Annotated in this window: 10 protein-coding genes; 1 reads left to right on the forward strand and 9 read right to left on the reverse strand. The window is 36.4% G+C overall.

Annotated elements, in window-relative coordinates:
* Positions 1-164 precede the first annotated feature (164 nt).
* The 4 genes from LVD16_RS17885 to LVD16_RS17900 all read right to left on the reverse strand — a co-directional run bounded on the left by LVD16_RS17885 (position 165) and on the right by LVD16_RS17900 (position 9,091).
* The gene (locus LVD16_RS17885; protein WP_233769648.1) at positions 165-6,368 is read right to left on the reverse strand and encodes a fibronectin type III domain-containing protein; all 6,204 of its coding nucleotides are present in this window, start codon (positions 6,366-6,368) and stop codon (positions 165-167) included.
* Positions 6,369-6,875: 507 nt separating this feature from the next.
* Positions 6,876-7,472, reverse strand: coding sequence for an HAD-IB family hydrolase (locus LVD16_RS17890; protein WP_233769649.1), 597 nt, complete (start codon positions 7,470-7,472; stop codon positions 6,876-6,878).
* Positions 7,469-8,197, reverse strand: coding sequence for an SDR family oxidoreductase (locus LVD16_RS17895; protein WP_233769650.1), 729 nt, complete (start codon positions 8,195-8,197; stop codon positions 7,469-7,471). Before LVD16_RS17895 ends, LVD16_RS17890 begins: the two co-directional genes overlap by 4 nt.
* A 12-nt stretch (positions 8,198-8,209) precedes the next feature.
* Entirely contained in the window at positions 8,210-9,091 is an 882-nt protein-coding gene (locus LVD16_RS17900; RefSeq protein ID WP_233769651.1) for a UbiA prenyltransferase family protein, read from the reverse strand.
* Positions 9,092-9,242: 151 nt separating this feature from the next.
* Between LVD16_RS17900 and LVD16_RS17905 the strand changes: the two genes are divergently transcribed.
* Positions 9,243-10,877 (forward strand): hypothetical protein, encoded by a 1,635-nt coding sequence (locus LVD16_RS17905; protein WP_233769652.1) that lies wholly within the window; start codon positions 9,243-9,245, stop codon positions 10,875-10,877.
* A 5-nt stretch (positions 10,878-10,882) separates the two neighbouring features.
* Here LVD16_RS17905 and LVD16_RS17910 read toward each other — a convergent pair whose 3' ends face one another.
* The 5 genes from LVD16_RS17910 to LVD16_RS17930 all read right to left on the reverse strand — a co-directional run bounded on the left by LVD16_RS17910 (position 10,883) and on the right by LVD16_RS17930 (position 17,092).
* Positions 10,883-11,944, reverse strand: coding sequence for an endonuclease/exonuclease/phosphatase family protein (locus LVD16_RS17910; protein ID WP_233769653.1), 1,062 nt, complete (start codon positions 11,942-11,944; stop codon positions 10,883-10,885).
* Positions 11,945-12,175: 231 nt separating this feature from the next.
* The gene (locus tag LVD16_RS17915; RefSeq protein WP_233769654.1) at positions 12,176-12,880 is read right to left on the reverse strand and encodes a TolC family protein; all 705 of its coding nucleotides are present in this window, start codon (positions 12,878-12,880) and stop codon (positions 12,176-12,178) included.
* A gap of 41 nt (positions 12,881-12,921) precedes the next feature.
* The gene (locus tag LVD16_RS17920; RefSeq protein ID WP_233769655.1) at positions 12,922-14,421 is read right to left on the reverse strand and encodes an O-antigen ligase family protein; all 1,500 of its coding nucleotides are present in this window, start codon (positions 14,419-14,421) and stop codon (positions 12,922-12,924) included.
* A gap of 120 nt (positions 14,422-14,541) precedes the next feature.
* Positions 14,542-15,756 (reverse strand): glycosyltransferase, encoded by a 1,215-nt coding sequence (locus LVD16_RS17925; RefSeq protein ID WP_233769656.1) that lies wholly within the window; start codon positions 15,754-15,756, stop codon positions 14,542-14,544.
* Position 15,757: 1 nt separating this feature from the next.
* Positions 15,758-17,092, reverse strand: coding sequence for a flippase (locus LVD16_RS17930; protein WP_233769657.1), 1,335 nt, complete (start codon positions 17,090-17,092; stop codon positions 15,758-15,760).
* Positions 17,093-17,175 lie beyond the last annotated feature (83 nt).

Here is a 17,175-nt window from a genome sequence, read left to right on the forward strand (position 1 = left end):
ATGTCGCTAATTAGGACTTTAAGTAGTCTGACACTCTAATAATTCTATTCTTCGAGGTCTTATATTTACATGAATCAATGAAACCAGAGAGTAATCTGTATAAATAAAAAGGGCCTGATAGATTTCTCTATCAGGCTCTTTACATTTATTATATATATTATGAATTATCTCTTGATGATTCTAAAGACTTTAGACTCATTTCCGTAGATCACTTTTAACATGTTCATACCCTCTGTAAGGTTAGAACCTTTTAAATCCAATCTGTACTCAGAATCGCTAAGCTTATCTTCAGAGATATTATTTACCAATTTACCTTGTAGATCATAGATGAAGAATTCTACTTTTCCTTCAGGAATCTCTTCAAACCTAACATTTACATGATCACTAACAATAGTAGGATAAACTACTATACCTGCTTCAGCTAGTTCAGTATTTAAACCATTAACACCTTTCTTAGCAGACGCATCAATACCTGACACATCAAACGCTTGAATCACTAATGAGCTTAGATATCCGTAAGAGGCCGATGGATCTGTAGCAATCTTAATATTTACGTTACCGTCAATATCTGGGACTACGTTATTAATTTGAACTGTATTGCTTGTATTTAAGCTGGCATTCAATGAAACTGTTTCACCATTGATCGTATAATTAGTCAATCTATTACCGCTAGCATTTCTTGTTGCAAAGAACACAAAGTTATAAGCATAGCTAAAGTTTAATCCTTTAATCTTAAACTCAGCGTCAGCATTTGGATCCAGGTAATAAGAACCTTCTAATACTTCATCAGGGTAGATTCCAGAATCATTACCTGTTTGCATACCTGCAGGGTTCTCTCCAGTAAATGCTTTTACCATTTCAATGGCAAATCCGGTATTCATTTCAGAATCATCTTTTAAGTTATAGATTACATCACCTTCGTACATTACCGTTAGGTTATTCCATGGTGCAGGAGCTCCACTTATATCATTGAAGTTAACTCCTACAAAAAATGCAAATGTACTAGCATACGCCTCATTAGAATAGGCCGATACCTCAGACGCATTGAAAGCTCTAACCTTATAGCTGTAAGGAGTATTCGGTGATAGACCTTGATCCATAAATGAAGTTGTATTTGGATTCAATGTAGCCAATAAACTGTAGCTTCCTCCGTCTACTGATCTATACAATTCATAACCATCTTCTATTCCAGTATTATCAACCCAATCTAATTTAATCTCATCCTTAGAAATAGAAGTTGCTACAAGAGCAGAAGGAGCCAATGGCACATCACTTGCACTATATGATTGGATCTCTAGAGCATTGATGTAAGCATAGCTTGAGCTTGCTTGCTTCTTCACTGTAATGATAATCTCACCATTTACATCAGGAGCAATACCTGCTATTGTAGCTACGTTAGTAGAGTTACCCGAAGCGTTCAAGCTAACTGTACTTGATCCTACAGTATAATCTGCATATCTAGATCCACTACCATCTCTACTACCGAAGAATACTAAATTGTAGTTTTTAGAATTATCAAGTCCAGATAGTTTTATTCTTCTATTAGATGTAGATGATTCCCAGAAAGATGTACGTGTTACATTATCAGGATAAACACCTGCCCCGGTCATCATTCCTAAGTTGTTGGTACCTTGCCATTTATCCATTAATGTAACTGCTACTGAAGTGGTTATACCATCTTCATCCTTAAGGTTACTTAATGATGTATTCGCTGCAGGCTGAGCGTCGAAATTATTCCATGGTGACACTTCATTATATCCCAAGTTAAAGTTTACAAAGGTTGAAGTGATGGCCACACTTGACACACTAACATGCACACTTACAGTATCACCAGCACCATCAGCATCTGATACAATAAGAGAGAAATCATATTCACCAGAATCACCATCTCCAGGAGCCAACTCAACATTACCACTTGTCGCACCTGAAGTCAAAGTAGCGAATGACGGTAAATTGATTGAAGAGAATGTCAAGGCATCCATGTCTGCATCTGAAGCACTAAATGTAATTTGAGAAGTTTCATCCTCAATTACACTAACTTCTTCTGCGCTAACTGTAAGCACTGGTGATGAATTTAAGGTTGTTACTTCTAGCTCATTAGAATAAGCTGAATTTCCTATTCCATTTATTGCTCTTACTCTGTAAGTATAGCTGGTCTTTCCGGCTAGAGACTCATCAGTATAAGTAGTCTCATTAGGATAAACAGTTTCAACAAGACTAAAACTAACCCCATCCGTAGATCTTTCAATTTCAAAACCAGTTTCGTTAATGGATTTATCAGTCCATGAAAGAGTCACCTGGGTACCTGAAACAGAACTTGCCTCTAAAGCTATCGGTGCCGCTGGAGCTTCACCATTAGTATAGTAAGCATCTACTCTTAATGCATTAAGATATCCGTATACAGCACCAGATTGTTTTCTTACTGTTACTGTAACTGTTCCTACTTCTGTTGGAGACACCTCACTGATAGTTACTGTGCTGCTCACGTTGTGTGATGCATTAAGTACTACAGTTTCACCATTAATTATATATTCTGTGTTTCTATTTCCATCTCCATCTCTACTTCCGAAGAATGTGAAGTTGTATGTTAACTCAGGATTAAGGCCTGTGATATCGAAAACCTTACTTCCATTGTCGCTAGCGAAATAGTAGGTTTTCATAACATTATCAGGATATACTCCGGAATTATTTCCAGTAGTAGCTCCAAATGCACCAACTCCTGTATACTGAGGACCCCATGCAGTTGTCAAGTGAATACCAGCACTAACAGGAGTACCCTGGCTAGTGATAAATCCATTAATATCCATTCCAGCTGCCGGTTCAACAGTTAAATTGTTCCAGTTTCCTGTAGTCTGAGGAAGCTCAGAGTTGAAATTGATTAATAAAGTATAATTTGTAAGAACCTTAGCCACCGTTAAAGTAAACTCAGATGATCCTACACCTTCATTCACATCAGTAGCATTTATTGTAATTGTGTACTCACCACCATCACCATATTCAGGGTTAAAGGTTATGGTTTTGCTTTGATCTGGATTATCGGTGATTACAGCAAAATCAGGAAGACCAACATAAGAAAGTGTGAAATCATCAGCATCAGCATCTGTTACTGAGAAGCTCACTGCTGCTGATTCACTTTCGTTCATATTTACATCTGCCACCGCTGTAACTTCTGGTAGGTGATTAGAATTGACAACTAAATTAAACGTTTCAGTGTCTTCACCACCATTTTGATCAGTAGCGGTAACTACGATATTTGAGTAAGTTCCAACATTTGCGAATAAGGGTTCAAAAGTAATCATACCTGACCCATCTCCATAATCCTGCAAGTATGCAAAGCTTGGTAAATTAGATACAGTAATCTCTACAGCATCACCATCAGCATCTGTAACTTCAACAGGTAGAGTATAGGTACTTTCAAACCTTACGGAAATGTCATTTATCTCCGCGATAACAGGAAGTGTATTCACTGTTTGGGAATTAACCTCTCCTGAATAGGCAATACCACCATCATTATATGCTCCAACTTTATAATAGTAGGTAGCAGCAGGAAGTAATTCCGTATCATTAAATGTATTGATATTAGCATCAAGTGTTGCGATCAATAAGAAATTGTCCGCGTTGCCCGCTGATCTATAGATCTTGAACCCATCTTCAGTAGTGCTGGCATCCGTCCAAGACAAATTGATTGAAGTCGAATTAACTCCATTGGCCACCAGACTAGCCGGTGCAGTAGGTGCTGGAGGTAAAGCGATAGTACTTACTGAAGCAGCTGCCGATGTAGTAACACCGTAACTACCGATAGCCGCAACTTTATAATAATAAGTTTTAACTGCGTCAAGGTCAGTATCTATAAAAGATGTAGCATTAGCAGCTACTTCTCCTACTCCTTCAAATGGACCTGCTGACGTTTCTGATCTTAATATTTGATATTTAGTCTCATTAGAAGCGTTATCTACCCAGTTAATTTTAACTGACTTATAGCCAACTTCATCAAAAGTAAGGCTTGTAGCTGCTGCTGGAGCAGAACCTGGAAGTGAAGTAGAAGGAATAAATGCTTCATCAGGAATCTGTACACGGTTGGTTACACCATGAGCTGTGTTACTCCACCAAATAGACATATAATCATAATATCCTGTTTTGTCAAAGTAAGCAATCATAATAGAATGCGCACCTTTTTCAAGTCTCACTGTTCCTGATCTATACCTTGGACCATGAGTACCATCATTATCAACTACCAAATGTGCTGCATCTAACCCTCCTATGTACATTACACTACCATCATCCGAATAGGTTTCGAAGGTATAGTTACCAGTAACAGGTATATAAATATATCCTTCCCATTTATAACCGAAGTTATTATCTAACGGGCTATCATCGATAGAGACATTACTTACATGACCTGTAGCATTAGGAACAAGATTTATGAATTGAGAAACGTTATAGAATCCACCATCATAGAAGCTGTAATCCAAACCAGATGTATTGACTCTAGAGAATGCATGATTACTAGCACTAGAAACATTTCCAGTGATATCTCTCGCAATTACATAAAAATCATAAACACTACTTGTGTTTAGGCCATATACCGTTGCACTATTTTCTTCAACGGCTAACACTTTAGTACCGTTTTTATAAACGTCGTATCTGTAAACGCCTACATTGTCTGTAGAAGCATTCCATGATAGTCTTACAGTGCTGCCTGTATTTGCTTCAACTCTAAGATTAGTAGGTGCAGTAGGACCTTGTGCATCAACATCTGTTCTTACATGCAGCTCATTAGTAGAAGCTGATGCCCCACTATTATTGATGGCTCTAATTAAATAGTAGTAATCTGTATTAGCTAATAGGTTTTCATCCAAATATGAAGATGAATTAGCCGCTGTAAGAGCTATTAATTGATACGGGCCACCTTCGGATGTTCCTCTGTAGATTTCGAATGCAGTCTCATTGTAAACTGGTGATTCCACCTGATTCCAGAAGATCTCTATCGCTGTTTGTGACTTAGCAAAACCTAGTACATCACTAGCAGCCGGCGGCTTGTTAGCACCATTGGCATTAACGACCGTGAATGGAGCTGAATAGTTACTTGAGCAACCGTAAAGCTCAGTTACAGTAGCTACATATTGTCCCACTCCAACGTCTATTGTTCTAGTTGTTCCTACTGTGGCATTATTTGCAGCATTTTTCCAAAGATATTCTTCATATCCTTCAGGCAACTCTAATTTGACAGTAGTCTGCCCATTAGGAGCAGGAATAACTGTACTTTGCAACCCAGCCAAAGCAATTGGAGGAGTTACTGTAGGCTCTTTCTGACTTACAACCACAGGCTGTGGTGACCAATATGACCAAACACCATTTCTTTTTACTCTAGCATCATAAGTACCATATTCTGTAGCCACATACTCATTGGTGGTAGCACCCGATATTACAACGCCATCCTTTCTCCACTGATAAGCCTCGAAACCTGGATTTAAACCCATATGAGATTCCACAGTTTCATCTGGGCAAAATTCATTTCTACCAAATAAAACTAGGGGGTTTACTTTATTTGCACTCATAACAAACGGCCAGAAATCGTCCTCAGCCCACATTCTGTACCAGGTACTGTGACCTAGATCTTCATAGTAGTTAAGTTTGATTTGTCCTCCAGCGGCTTGTATGCCATCCACAACAGTAAATGCGGTTCCGGGGGTAGGCTTTTTATCCTGACCTCCCTGACACATATATAGCGGAGTGTATTTGAAGTTTTCAATATAATTTAATGTTTCCACATTGGCGGCAGAAATAGGAATAGCTGCCGCAGCTATTTTTGATTCCGTATGAACAAAATTCCATACTCCGCTACCACCAGCAGATAAACCATTTATAACAACCTTATAAGGATCAATAAGACCCTTTTGCTCCATATTATTAAGTAGACCCTTAATAATGCTGATCTGAGTAGGACCGAAATAGTCCGAATAATTTTGTGGGAAAATAGCAAAGCCATCAAACTCGTCATTATTACGAGCTTCTAAAAATTGCTTTCCTCCATGTCTTAGTTGGTGACCGTTGTTAGTTCCGTCCTCTCCTGCTCCGTGTAAAAATAGAATAACTCTATGCTTCACTCCAGAAGGGTTAGAAAATGTGTTAGTGGCCGAATCATAAGTAACACCCTTAGGCATCAATAATCTTACAGGAATTCGGTTATAAATAAGGGGAATATATGGACTGGTATCCCAGTTTGTTCCAAATACTTCATAGCCCCATGGATAGATGTCTCCATTTGGAGGATAACTATCAGGTATGGGTACTTGAGACATTGCTAATTTGCTGAATCCAAAAAAGGAAAGCATTAGCAATAAGAAAATTTTAGTAAAATTTCTCATAAGCCAACGAGGTTATTTAATTAAATGGTTAAAGAGCATGATAAAATTATATCTAAATCAATAGACAACCGACATAGCATTTTTTACACCCCACCTAGCTTATAATATGTTGAATCTTTCAATTCAATTACAATATTATCAACAATTCTCGGATTAATAAAATTTTTAATATTATCTTTTTTTATTTCAAATAATCCTTTGAAGCGAAAAAACTTACATCTTAGTCACAATGCATTTCTGAATGCCTCATCACTTTTAATGTTCAATGTTGGTTTTCCCATGTAATAAATACCAGATTTATTACATTGGTAACTAATGATTCACATTAATTATGATTTACATAATCATCAATTAGAGCTAAAACAGCTCATAATATGCATTGTTTGAAGATTTTGGTAAAGAATTTTAATTTCAAAAAACATTATCATTTTTAATGATAATAGTTCTATTCTTACAAAAAGAAGCTTTAAAAAGTCTGATTTTTAAGCTCAAAGTTTGGACACTACTTTAGCCTTTAAAAAATCTATAATGAGGATTGGTAGCAACTCCAAGCATCTGTTTGTCTCCTGAGCTATCTCCGTAAACAAAAATCTTATCATAGTCTTCCAAATCTAAGACCTGACGTACTCTGTTTACCTTTTCCTGGCCATAGCAGTTATGACCGTTGAGCTTTCCACTAATGTTACCGTTAACTACTTCTAATTTAGTACCTATTAATTTAATATCCTTGAATTCGCACCAATCTTTTAACCAATTTTCTGCGGAAGCTGACACCAAATAGACATCATCTCCATTAGAGATATGCTGATCAAGGGCTTCTATAGCATCTTTCTTTAGCAAAGCAGGAATTACTTCTCTGGAAAAAGAATGACACTGATTTTGAAAGTCATTGTAACTTGTGTTCTTGAAAAAATATGTAATAACAGCTTCTTTAGCTTTCCAATTCGGGATAAGTTTCAGCTTAAAAGCCACTAATATGGGTGACATGAGGGTCATGCCTAAATAATACCTGCCTACCCCCCTACTATACTTGATAAATTCTAAGAATGTATCTTTGGTAGTAATGGTACCATCGAAGTCAAATAAAGCAAGTGTCTTTTTCAAAGTTTAAGCTTTTTAAATATACCTTCAGGAATGAGTTTGATGGTTAACATTATCAATCTCCATACAGGCAAGACATAAATCACATTCTTCTTCTTTCTGGCAGCTTTAACAATCTTTATCGCTACCTGCTCAGGTTTAGCAGTTAATGGCTTGGGTAAATCCATACCGGCTGTCATCTTAGTATCCACAAATCCTGGTTTAACCGTTAAAACATGGACACCGGATTTCACCAACCTATTTCTCATACCTGAAAGATATGCTTCAAAAGCAGCTTTAGTACTTCCGTATATATAGTTACTCTGCCTGCCTCTATCACCTGCCACAGATCCAATGCCTACAATAATGCCACTTTTTCTACTCTCAAAATCATTAGCCACAATATTTAATAAAGAAACAGCAGAACTATAGTTAGCCCCTATTATGTCTCTGGATGTTTCCCAACTAGCTTGAGCTTCTTCCTGATCACCTAAAATACCAATAGCCCAAACTACGATATCAGGTTTAGCTTGTAGACTATTGTAAAAGACATCATGCTTTTCATAATCCAAAGCATCAAACACATAATGATCTACTTTTTTATTATGTCTGATCTCGATGTCTTTTGCTATGATCTGCAGTTGATCAGCATTCCTGGCAGCTAAACTCAAATGATGGCCATCAAGTAAATACTTTTCTGCACATGCTATGGCAATATCACTAGTGGCTCCTAGTATAAGTACATTCATTGGGTCTTGTGATTAAAATATCTGGATATTTGGGTAATAAATAAGGAAATAAAAACTTAACAGCCATAGTAGCAACGCCAACTGTATAAATCTATCCTTATAAAGAATCTTTGTTGGAGATCCTGTAGATTCTTCTACAAAAGCGAGTTGCAAATATCTCAGTATTCCTCCAATAACAAAAACTGAGGTATAATATAGTCTGTGAGACCCAAATCGACTATGCACCTCCGGTGACATGGTATACATTAAATATGCAACCACCATTATACTGGCAAACATAGCAAGACAGACATTTATAAATACCAGGTTATAATTCTTTACTACCTTTCTCACGTCCACTCCTGAATCTGTCTTTATCATCAAATCATCTCTACGCTTAGCAAGCGCCATAAAGAGAGATAATAGGAAGACCATTATCATTAACCATTCTGATATGGGAATATTGGTAGCTATAGAGCCCGCTTTGAGCCTCAAAATGAAACCAGCAGAGACAATAATCACATCTAGAATGGATATATTCTTCAAACCAAATGAATATCCAATATTTAAAAGAAAGTAGATAGTAACCACAAAAAGGAACTTATAGCTTACTATAAAACCAAGTGCAAAACCAATAATCGCTAAAACTACGAATATGGCCAGCCCAGCTTTTTTTGAAATTGCCCCAGAAGCTAAAGGCCTGGTTCTTTTGGTGGGGTGTAGCTTATCCGATTCAATGTCATTAAGATCATTGATTACGTAAATGCTACTTGCAAAAGCGCTGAAAGAGAAAAATCCTATAATAAGTAATTGAAGTTTTTCTATAACGAAGATTTCGCCACTGAAGAAAAGGGGCAAAAAGAGAAAAAAGTTCTTTACCCAGTGTTTAACACGTATTAACCTTATGAAGTCCATTAAAGCCATTTAAAATTTCGGGTTTAAATTAAAAAAAATACTTCTCCGAGAAGAAGATAGCAGGTTTTTTTTATAAAAATTATTTGTAATATTATCTTTAAACTATTGTGTACATTAGCTTTACTTAGTTTATTCGCATAAAATAATTGTCATGCGTTTAGTTGAAGCTTTAAGATCACCGCTCAACGGCAAACTGAGCTATTATATCTCTATGGCCATCATTTTGGTCCTTGCCGTATTCCCTCTGTTTTTTGATTATCCCTACAGAATTAACATCTTTCTAACTTGGGAAGGTGCCTACAGAATGTATCTGGGGCAAGTTCCTTTTAAAGATTTTGGTCTGCCATTAGGTTATGGATTTTGGCTTATACCATTATTAGCCTTTAAGCTTTTTGGTCCATACCTTTTCAGCTTAATAAAAGCACAGGTCTTTATTAACATAATTTCTGGCTTAGGGTTTTTATCAATTTTAAGAAGTCTGAAGGTAAAGCCTGGAATTCAGTTAGCATCAGTAATGGTATACTGCATTTCATTTTCTTTTTTCAATTTTTGGCCATGGTATAATCATACAGTAATTGCATTTCAAATTGTGGGAATGGCATTTTTACTTAAATTCATGTTTGCAGAAATTGCATGGAAGAAATATACATGGTTAATGTTAAGTACATGTTTTCTCTTCCTGTCCCTATTTACCAAACAAGATGGTGGCGGTTTAGCCTTATTAGTGGCATTAGCCTTAGTAGCATATCATACCTATATTACCAAAAGATATCTTGACGCAGGACTTTTTATAGGAGCTTATATTTTCTGGGCTTTGGTATTTATTCTTCCTGTATACGGTACAGAATTTAAATATTGGTTTAACTACGGACAGGCTCCTCATTACTCAAGAATTAATTTCTTCGACATACTACAAGAGACTATGAATGCTTCCAGATGGGAAAAATTCTATCTATTAATGGTCATTCTTTTGGTATTGCCTAAATTAAAAGACATTAAAAACTGGATTAAGGAAAGGCATGAGGTAGTATTCTTCCTGTTAGTGCTTGGCATTATTGTAGAAGCTCTTATTTTTCAGGTAACTAGCTACACTCCTCCTGATAACAATATCTTCTTCCACAGTTTTGCTATTCCATTCATTCTAACATTTATTCCGTGGAAAATGGATTTAAACAGAACTGGCATATTTATAATAACTGCTAGCTTAATATTGCTTTGGTGGTCTGGAACCTATTGGAAATATGTAGATAGAATCATTAAGAGGGTTTTTCCACAGGAAGTGCTAACTGCTGATAACTCTGACAGAACTATTATTTCTAAGAATACATACGTTAAAAACACTTCCGATAGCACACTCATAGATATGAGCGAATGGACTTATACCAAATTAAAGGCCTTTGAGCACATCTACATGCCGGCCCCAACGGTAGAAGGTATAGAACGTATGATGAATTTGGATATAGTGCAGAATAAGACAGACCTCAAAGTTTTAAATATGAGCGAATTAACGCCGTTGGCTCATGAAATGTCTTATGAATTAGAAACCAATAAACCTTTATGGTACCATTTAGGTGTAGGCATTTTTGAAGAGCAGGTTCAAGAATATGTTAATGAAATTGAGCAAAAGAAATATGATTTGGTCATGTTCGAAACCATTCCTTATCTATATGATTTTTATCCTGAGGAAGTGAGGAATGCCCTCAAAAAAGAATATGTATTAAAGGACAGATTTCTTGCACCTAGAAGACCTACAGATTCATATATCGAAGTATACGTGAGGCCATAAGTGCCTCACTTCACTTTATATTTTCCGATTATGGGGTAATGGTCTGAATAAGGAATGTTATTCATGGCACCAAAAGACAATGCTTCAATGTTATCTGAATGAAATTGATGGTCAATTCTTAAAAACTTGTATCCTCTCAGGTTAAAAGTAAAGCCAAATCCATGTCCTGCTTCTTCAAAACTGTTATTGAGTTCATCGGCTAGCTCTCTGTAAACAAAGCCATAGGGTGTTTCATTAAAATCTCCAGTGATAATTACCTTTTCCCTACCTTCAGCAATAGCCAGTATTTCTTCCACCTGTCTGGCACGGCTCATAGTAGTATATTTCATCTTTCTCCAGGTATTTAAGCTGGCTAGTTTTCTGTAGCCCTTACCTTTATCCAGGCCTAATTGGGTGGACTCCATATGCAGATTAATTACTCTAACCGTATCATCATGAATAAGAATATCGGCATACTGCGCCTTATTCATAGCGTTTTGAGAAAAATCTATCATACCGCTATTGATAATAGGATATTTTGAAAACATCATTAACCCAAAGCGCGAATCATTAACCATTAAGGTATCTAACGCCCTAAATCGATAATAACTGGAATCAGGGTCTATCGCTTTAATTGTATTATAATATCTAGAATCGTCATCTGTATAAAACTCCTGAAAGCACTTCACATCAGCATCAACCTTACTTACCCAGTCGATAAATTTGGTAGAGTAATAGGGCTCAGACTTATAGTCCTTATCAAAATAGACGTGAGATTTTCTATTGAAGTACCTCACATTGTAGCTAAATACACTTAACTCACCTTTAGCGGGTGGCTTAAGCTCCCCTACCGCATAGGTAGCCCTAAACACAGGAAATGTAAGTAGCAGCACCAGAAAAGGAAAAATGCATTGCTTACTCATTTTAACAGACCAGAAAATGAGCAAAACAAAATTTAGCAAGAATAATATTGGATTGATATAGCCTAAAAAGGCCAGCCACCAGTTAGAAAGTGGGGATACACCAGCGGCATAATAACAAAAGATGCTGACCACAAACAGCGCAATGGTAAATATTTTTTTACTCATTATTATTAATGACAGTAGTTAATAATATAAGTGTAGTCAGCAAAAATTCAGTCAGGATTAAAACAACACTCTAAAATGCAATATTAAGTATGAACCTCCAAATACTATGTGATTTTAATCAGAAAAAATTAAACTCTCTCACCAATACAACTTCACCAATTAATTTAAATTACATCCATAATAAAATAGGATGTAAAATGAGGCCATGTGACCACATGACCTCTTATTTCATTATTCTACCAACAGGTCTTGAAAACTTACACCTATCAGCTCCTCAATATCTATAATAGCAATCTTCACACTTTTTTCCGCCGTAAGCTTACGAATTACTTCACTGTTATAAAGTGTGCTCGACTTAGAGTAATCATCCATTGTAAGCTCACCATTCTTAAATTTTTGCTCTACTAACAAGAAATTTGAATGAGCATCTTCCATAGCCTGAGTTTGAGTTTTTAAAATCTCCTGAGCAAATAGATAATTTTGATAACGTCTTAACACCTCAGCTCTTACATTCATTTTCTGAGACTGAACATTTAATTCCGCATTATTAAGCTCTTTAGTCGCAATTCTCTTATTATTAGGTTGATCTACAAATATTCCTAATGACATAGATAAACGAAGGTTATATCTTGGGAAGAACTGACTTCTTTCAGATCCTTCAATGTTAAATTCATTGTAGTTACCTGCAATTGACATTTGATTCAACCAATCCCATCTAGCTTTTCTCTCATTGTATTTTGCGATATCTACCTCATTATACAAGACACCATTATCTGGCATATTTTGCCATGCCAGCTGAACTAATTTCTCTGATAAATCAACGTTTTTTACAGATGTAGGAACAACAATTTTATTATAGTCTACTTGCTTTAGTTGTGCATAGGTGCAAAAAGTGCTCATCAGCATTAGTGCCGCTAACATTAGACGTAATTTCATATCGTAAAAATTTAAGTTATGCTATAGATTATGTTTAGGATTTAATTTGAAATGCTTTCTTGCTCTTGCTCCTGTTTCTTAGCTTTTTCCAAAAAGTATATAAAAATCGCATAGGAACAATAAATAATCAAGCCAATAGGGTGCTTAGTTGTGGCTATTTGGGCCAAATCTGCTATACTCACAGCAAAGACAGCACAAACATATGCCAAACAAATGTTTTTTAGCTTAGGATCTCTCAATTTATAACAGGCCGAGACGCCGACCAAAATCGCTGCCACATTCAGCACCAGTTTCAAAATGAGACCGATCCATCCCATTTCAAGGGCTATCTTCAGATAACCACTATCCGGTGGATAACCTGCTAAGGGGTGATTAGGATAATACCTCATACCTCCTTCTCCAGAGGTCATGAGCCCACCGCCTATTGGATGAGAATAAATATATGGCTGTATTCGAGCCCTGTTTTCATCTCTAACCTGCATAGATGCATCTTCACCTGGTTCAAATGCAGATCTTACCCTATCAAGCACCGGGTTTCTTATAGGTCCAAAAATTAAGAAAATGAATATAGATAGAGCACCTATGGCAAATAGTAACGTTCTTCCATTATCAATGGTAGTGAGTACATATAAGCATACACCAATAGGAACAATAGCATAAGCCGTTCTTGTACCACTATAGGCCATAGACCAGAATGTAAGCAAGGTAATGATGCCAAAAGTAATCTTTCGACGCATGGAGTATGGCCCCATTGCACGCACCAAACTATATATTCCTGCAAATGCCATAAACACTCCGAAAGTCATACTATCTGAAAGGAAAGACCATTTCCTAAACCTTCCCCAGATAAAGTTCAGCTTGAACCTGACTGGCGAGCTGTAAACCCATTTTAAATCAAATTCAGGCATTCCCACAAATTCTTGATATAATCCATAAAATGCCGCCAAAAGCGCTAGTCCTAGCCAAAAGAAAGAGAACAACTTTACAAAAGCGTCATCATCACTAAAACAATAGAACGCACATATAAATATGGTGAAGTACAAGAAAGTGCCTCTTAATGAAAATGCCCATCCGGCTATAGAGCTTACAGTAGGGTTAAACACCTCCAATATCATGTAGCCAATGGATATCATAAAAGATATGAAGAGCGGGCTCTTGAAGAAGTTGGTATTGAAATCTCTTCGACTTATGATCTTAACCAAGGTTCCGATAAGCGTTAAAAAAAGAAGCCCTTCTAGCAAAGTTCCTAAAGGCGTATCATAAAGTCCGGTAACTCGTTTGATGAAAATAATAAAATAGCTATATCCCAGCGTAGTCAAAAGTCCAATTTTTGGATTGAGAATACCTGCAATGGCAAAAGGAGCCCCTAACAATGCAGCTAAAAGTCCAAAACCGACTTTAGCATTAGTTTTGCCTACCACTATGGCTAGCAGGATAGAAACGATTACTATACCAACATAAATAGTTATCCTGGTTAGCTTACGCCCTAACAAGCCACTATTCATATGAATACCCTGAAAAACTTCTGCAAGCCTGCTCATAAACCGAGTTTTATAAAAACATTATTTTAAGAAAGATAGTAAAGTATACAATGATGGTAAACACCACTACCAAACCTTGTAGTATAGAATTATTCTTTTGTTTAGATTCTTTCTCATCCATTATAATTCCAATTTAGCACCAGATTCTTTCTGATACAATTCTAATATTTCCCAAAATTCTTTTGCTCTATGACTCCATGAGTTACTCTCCGATTTTGCTATACGCTTATTGCGCTTTTCTTCAGATTCCTCATTAATGGCTTTATCCACCTCTAGCACAAATTCTTCATCTGTTTGAACCAGGTTAGCCACATCATCAAAGTCATTAATATCATCAGAAAACCTGGTAGATACTACAGGTGTACCAGAAGCCAGATATTCGTTGATCTTTAATGGGTAAATACTCTTTGTCTGCTTGTTGTAAGCGAATGGTATGATGGCACAGTCAGAATATTTTAAATAAGCAGGCAATTCTGTTAAATCTCTGGCTCCAATAAACCTGACATTCTTTTGGTTAATCAAACCATTTTTTTCTGGTTCTTGGGAATTGAGGGGGCCTACATAAAGAAAGGTTTTATCCTGATGTTGCTTCGCTAACTCCAAGCATAAACTGTAATTCACTCTTTCTTCTATATTACCTGTATAGGTTACTAACTTCCCCTCTATATCTTTAATTTCATCCGGTTTTGGTAAATCCTGATGTGCTCTCTTGAATAACTCAACTTCACAGGCATTCGGCAAATGATAAATATATTTGCCGTAATCAGACTTTAATTTTTTCAGTTCCTTGGAAGTGGTGATGGTTAAATCCGCAAGCTGCACCATCTCATTCTCCAAATCCAGACCATGCTTGTATAAATAGGCCGCCTGGCTGATATCATCTACCGTGTGATAAATAAAAAGCTTAGCTCCTATCTTATCAATAAATGACTTTCCAAACAGCGGATTAAATGAGTTAATAAAGATAAAATCTTTTAAATCGAAGTCTTTTTTAACCTTTTTAATGGCTTTAAAAACTATTTTATCATTGACTTTAGCTAATGAGTTGTAAAATTCACCCTGACTTAACCAGTTGATAGGTAGTACCAACTTTGGAGTGATAATGGTCAAATTAGGAAAGTCCTCAATTTTGGTATATACGTCCTTCCCCTTAAGCAATGCGCTTTTCCTCTTTTTAATTTCTTCATTAGAGCGCATTTTAAAATAATCAAGGTAAGTGAAGGGATTTTCAATGTAAAAAACCCTGTGTTCTCTGCTTAATTCTTTAGCTAATGAATATGAGGTAGACGAATAATCTCCGTCATGCCTCGGCAGGGCAAAAAATACTAGATCCACTTTATTTCTTTAATTTATTCTTCAAGAAGGCTAAACCCTCTTTATAAAACACAACTATATACTTAAAGCAATTGTACCATTTTACTCCATATTGTTTAGAAAGATACAATTGAATGATCACAAAACCAGTAGCTAGTGTACACAAAGTACCATATGCTGCTCCAATGGTTCCGAGCCATTGGATAAACACGTAATTGAAAATAATGTTAAACATCAGCAAAGAAACCATCACATAAAAATTGATATGAGGCTTGTTAGTTCCGTCCAACAGATTGCCAAAAAATCGTGAAAATGGAACGAAGAAGGTATAAAATACTGTAACATGGACAATACCTACTGTCTCTTCATACCCAGGTCCTGCTAAAATGTAAACGATCCACTGAGCAAAGATAATTATACCTGCCAGTACGGGTATCATAGCACCAAGAATTAAACCTACTGCTCTTTCATATAGGCGTTTCGCACCATCTACACCCTCATTTTTTAACCTTTCTCCTATTTTTGGAAATAAAATCGTGCTTAAAGACATGGTTGGCACCTCAATGAGGTTAGCAATTCTTATGGCGGGATTATAAACAGCCACTGCCGCTGTTCCTATAATGTTACTTAACATCCATTGGTCCACATTCTGAAAGAGCATAGAGCTGAGATTAGTACCAAACGAATACTTTCCATACCCCAATAATTTCTTTAACCAATCCGTGCTAAAAGTATATTTCATCTTTAAGTACTTCACAGCAAACAGTAACCCTATTACGGAAGCCACTGCTGCCGATACCAAATGAACGTAAATAAGCGTTTCAAGTGAAAGGGTATCTTTCTGAAAATAAATGACAATGAGAAAAGCAACCAGAACCAGGTTACGCGTAAAATAGGCAAGTAAAATACCGAGAAATTTCATATTTGCCTGTTGTAGATACTCTCCATGAGAGAATGGGATAAGTATCAAATAGGTGATGGCATATACTTCCAATAGCACCCCTAGTTTGGGGGCATTCAAAAATGATGATACCCAGGGGGCAGTAAAATAAAGTCCTGCAGCAATTACCACGCTCAATAAAATATTTAATAAGAGTGCTCCTGAAACAATTTGATCCTGATGCTGTTCATCATTAAGTTTCATAAACGTTACCATAGGATTTCTTATGAAACCGTTTCGCAAAACTTCAAGGATGGAGGATATTGAAATAAATAGCCCCCATGTACCGTAATCATCTTTATCAAGTAAACGAATGATGATCATAAAACTGAAAACTCCAAGTGCTACGGTGGATAAACGCTGAAGCAAGGTAAGCGAACCGGATTTAATCCAGTAAGAATATGAGCTGAGTTTCAAGGTTGGTGTATCTATTTAAAAGTGTGTAAATACCTAGATAAGCCACGAAAGTATTGATACTTTTTCTTAATTTCGAACGTATC

Origin of the sequence: Fulvivirga ligni (genome assembly GCF_021389935.1) — a bacterium.
GTDB classification, from domain to species: domain Bacteria; phylum Bacteroidota; class Bacteroidia; order Cytophagales; family Cyclobacteriaceae; genus Fulvivirga; species Fulvivirga ligni.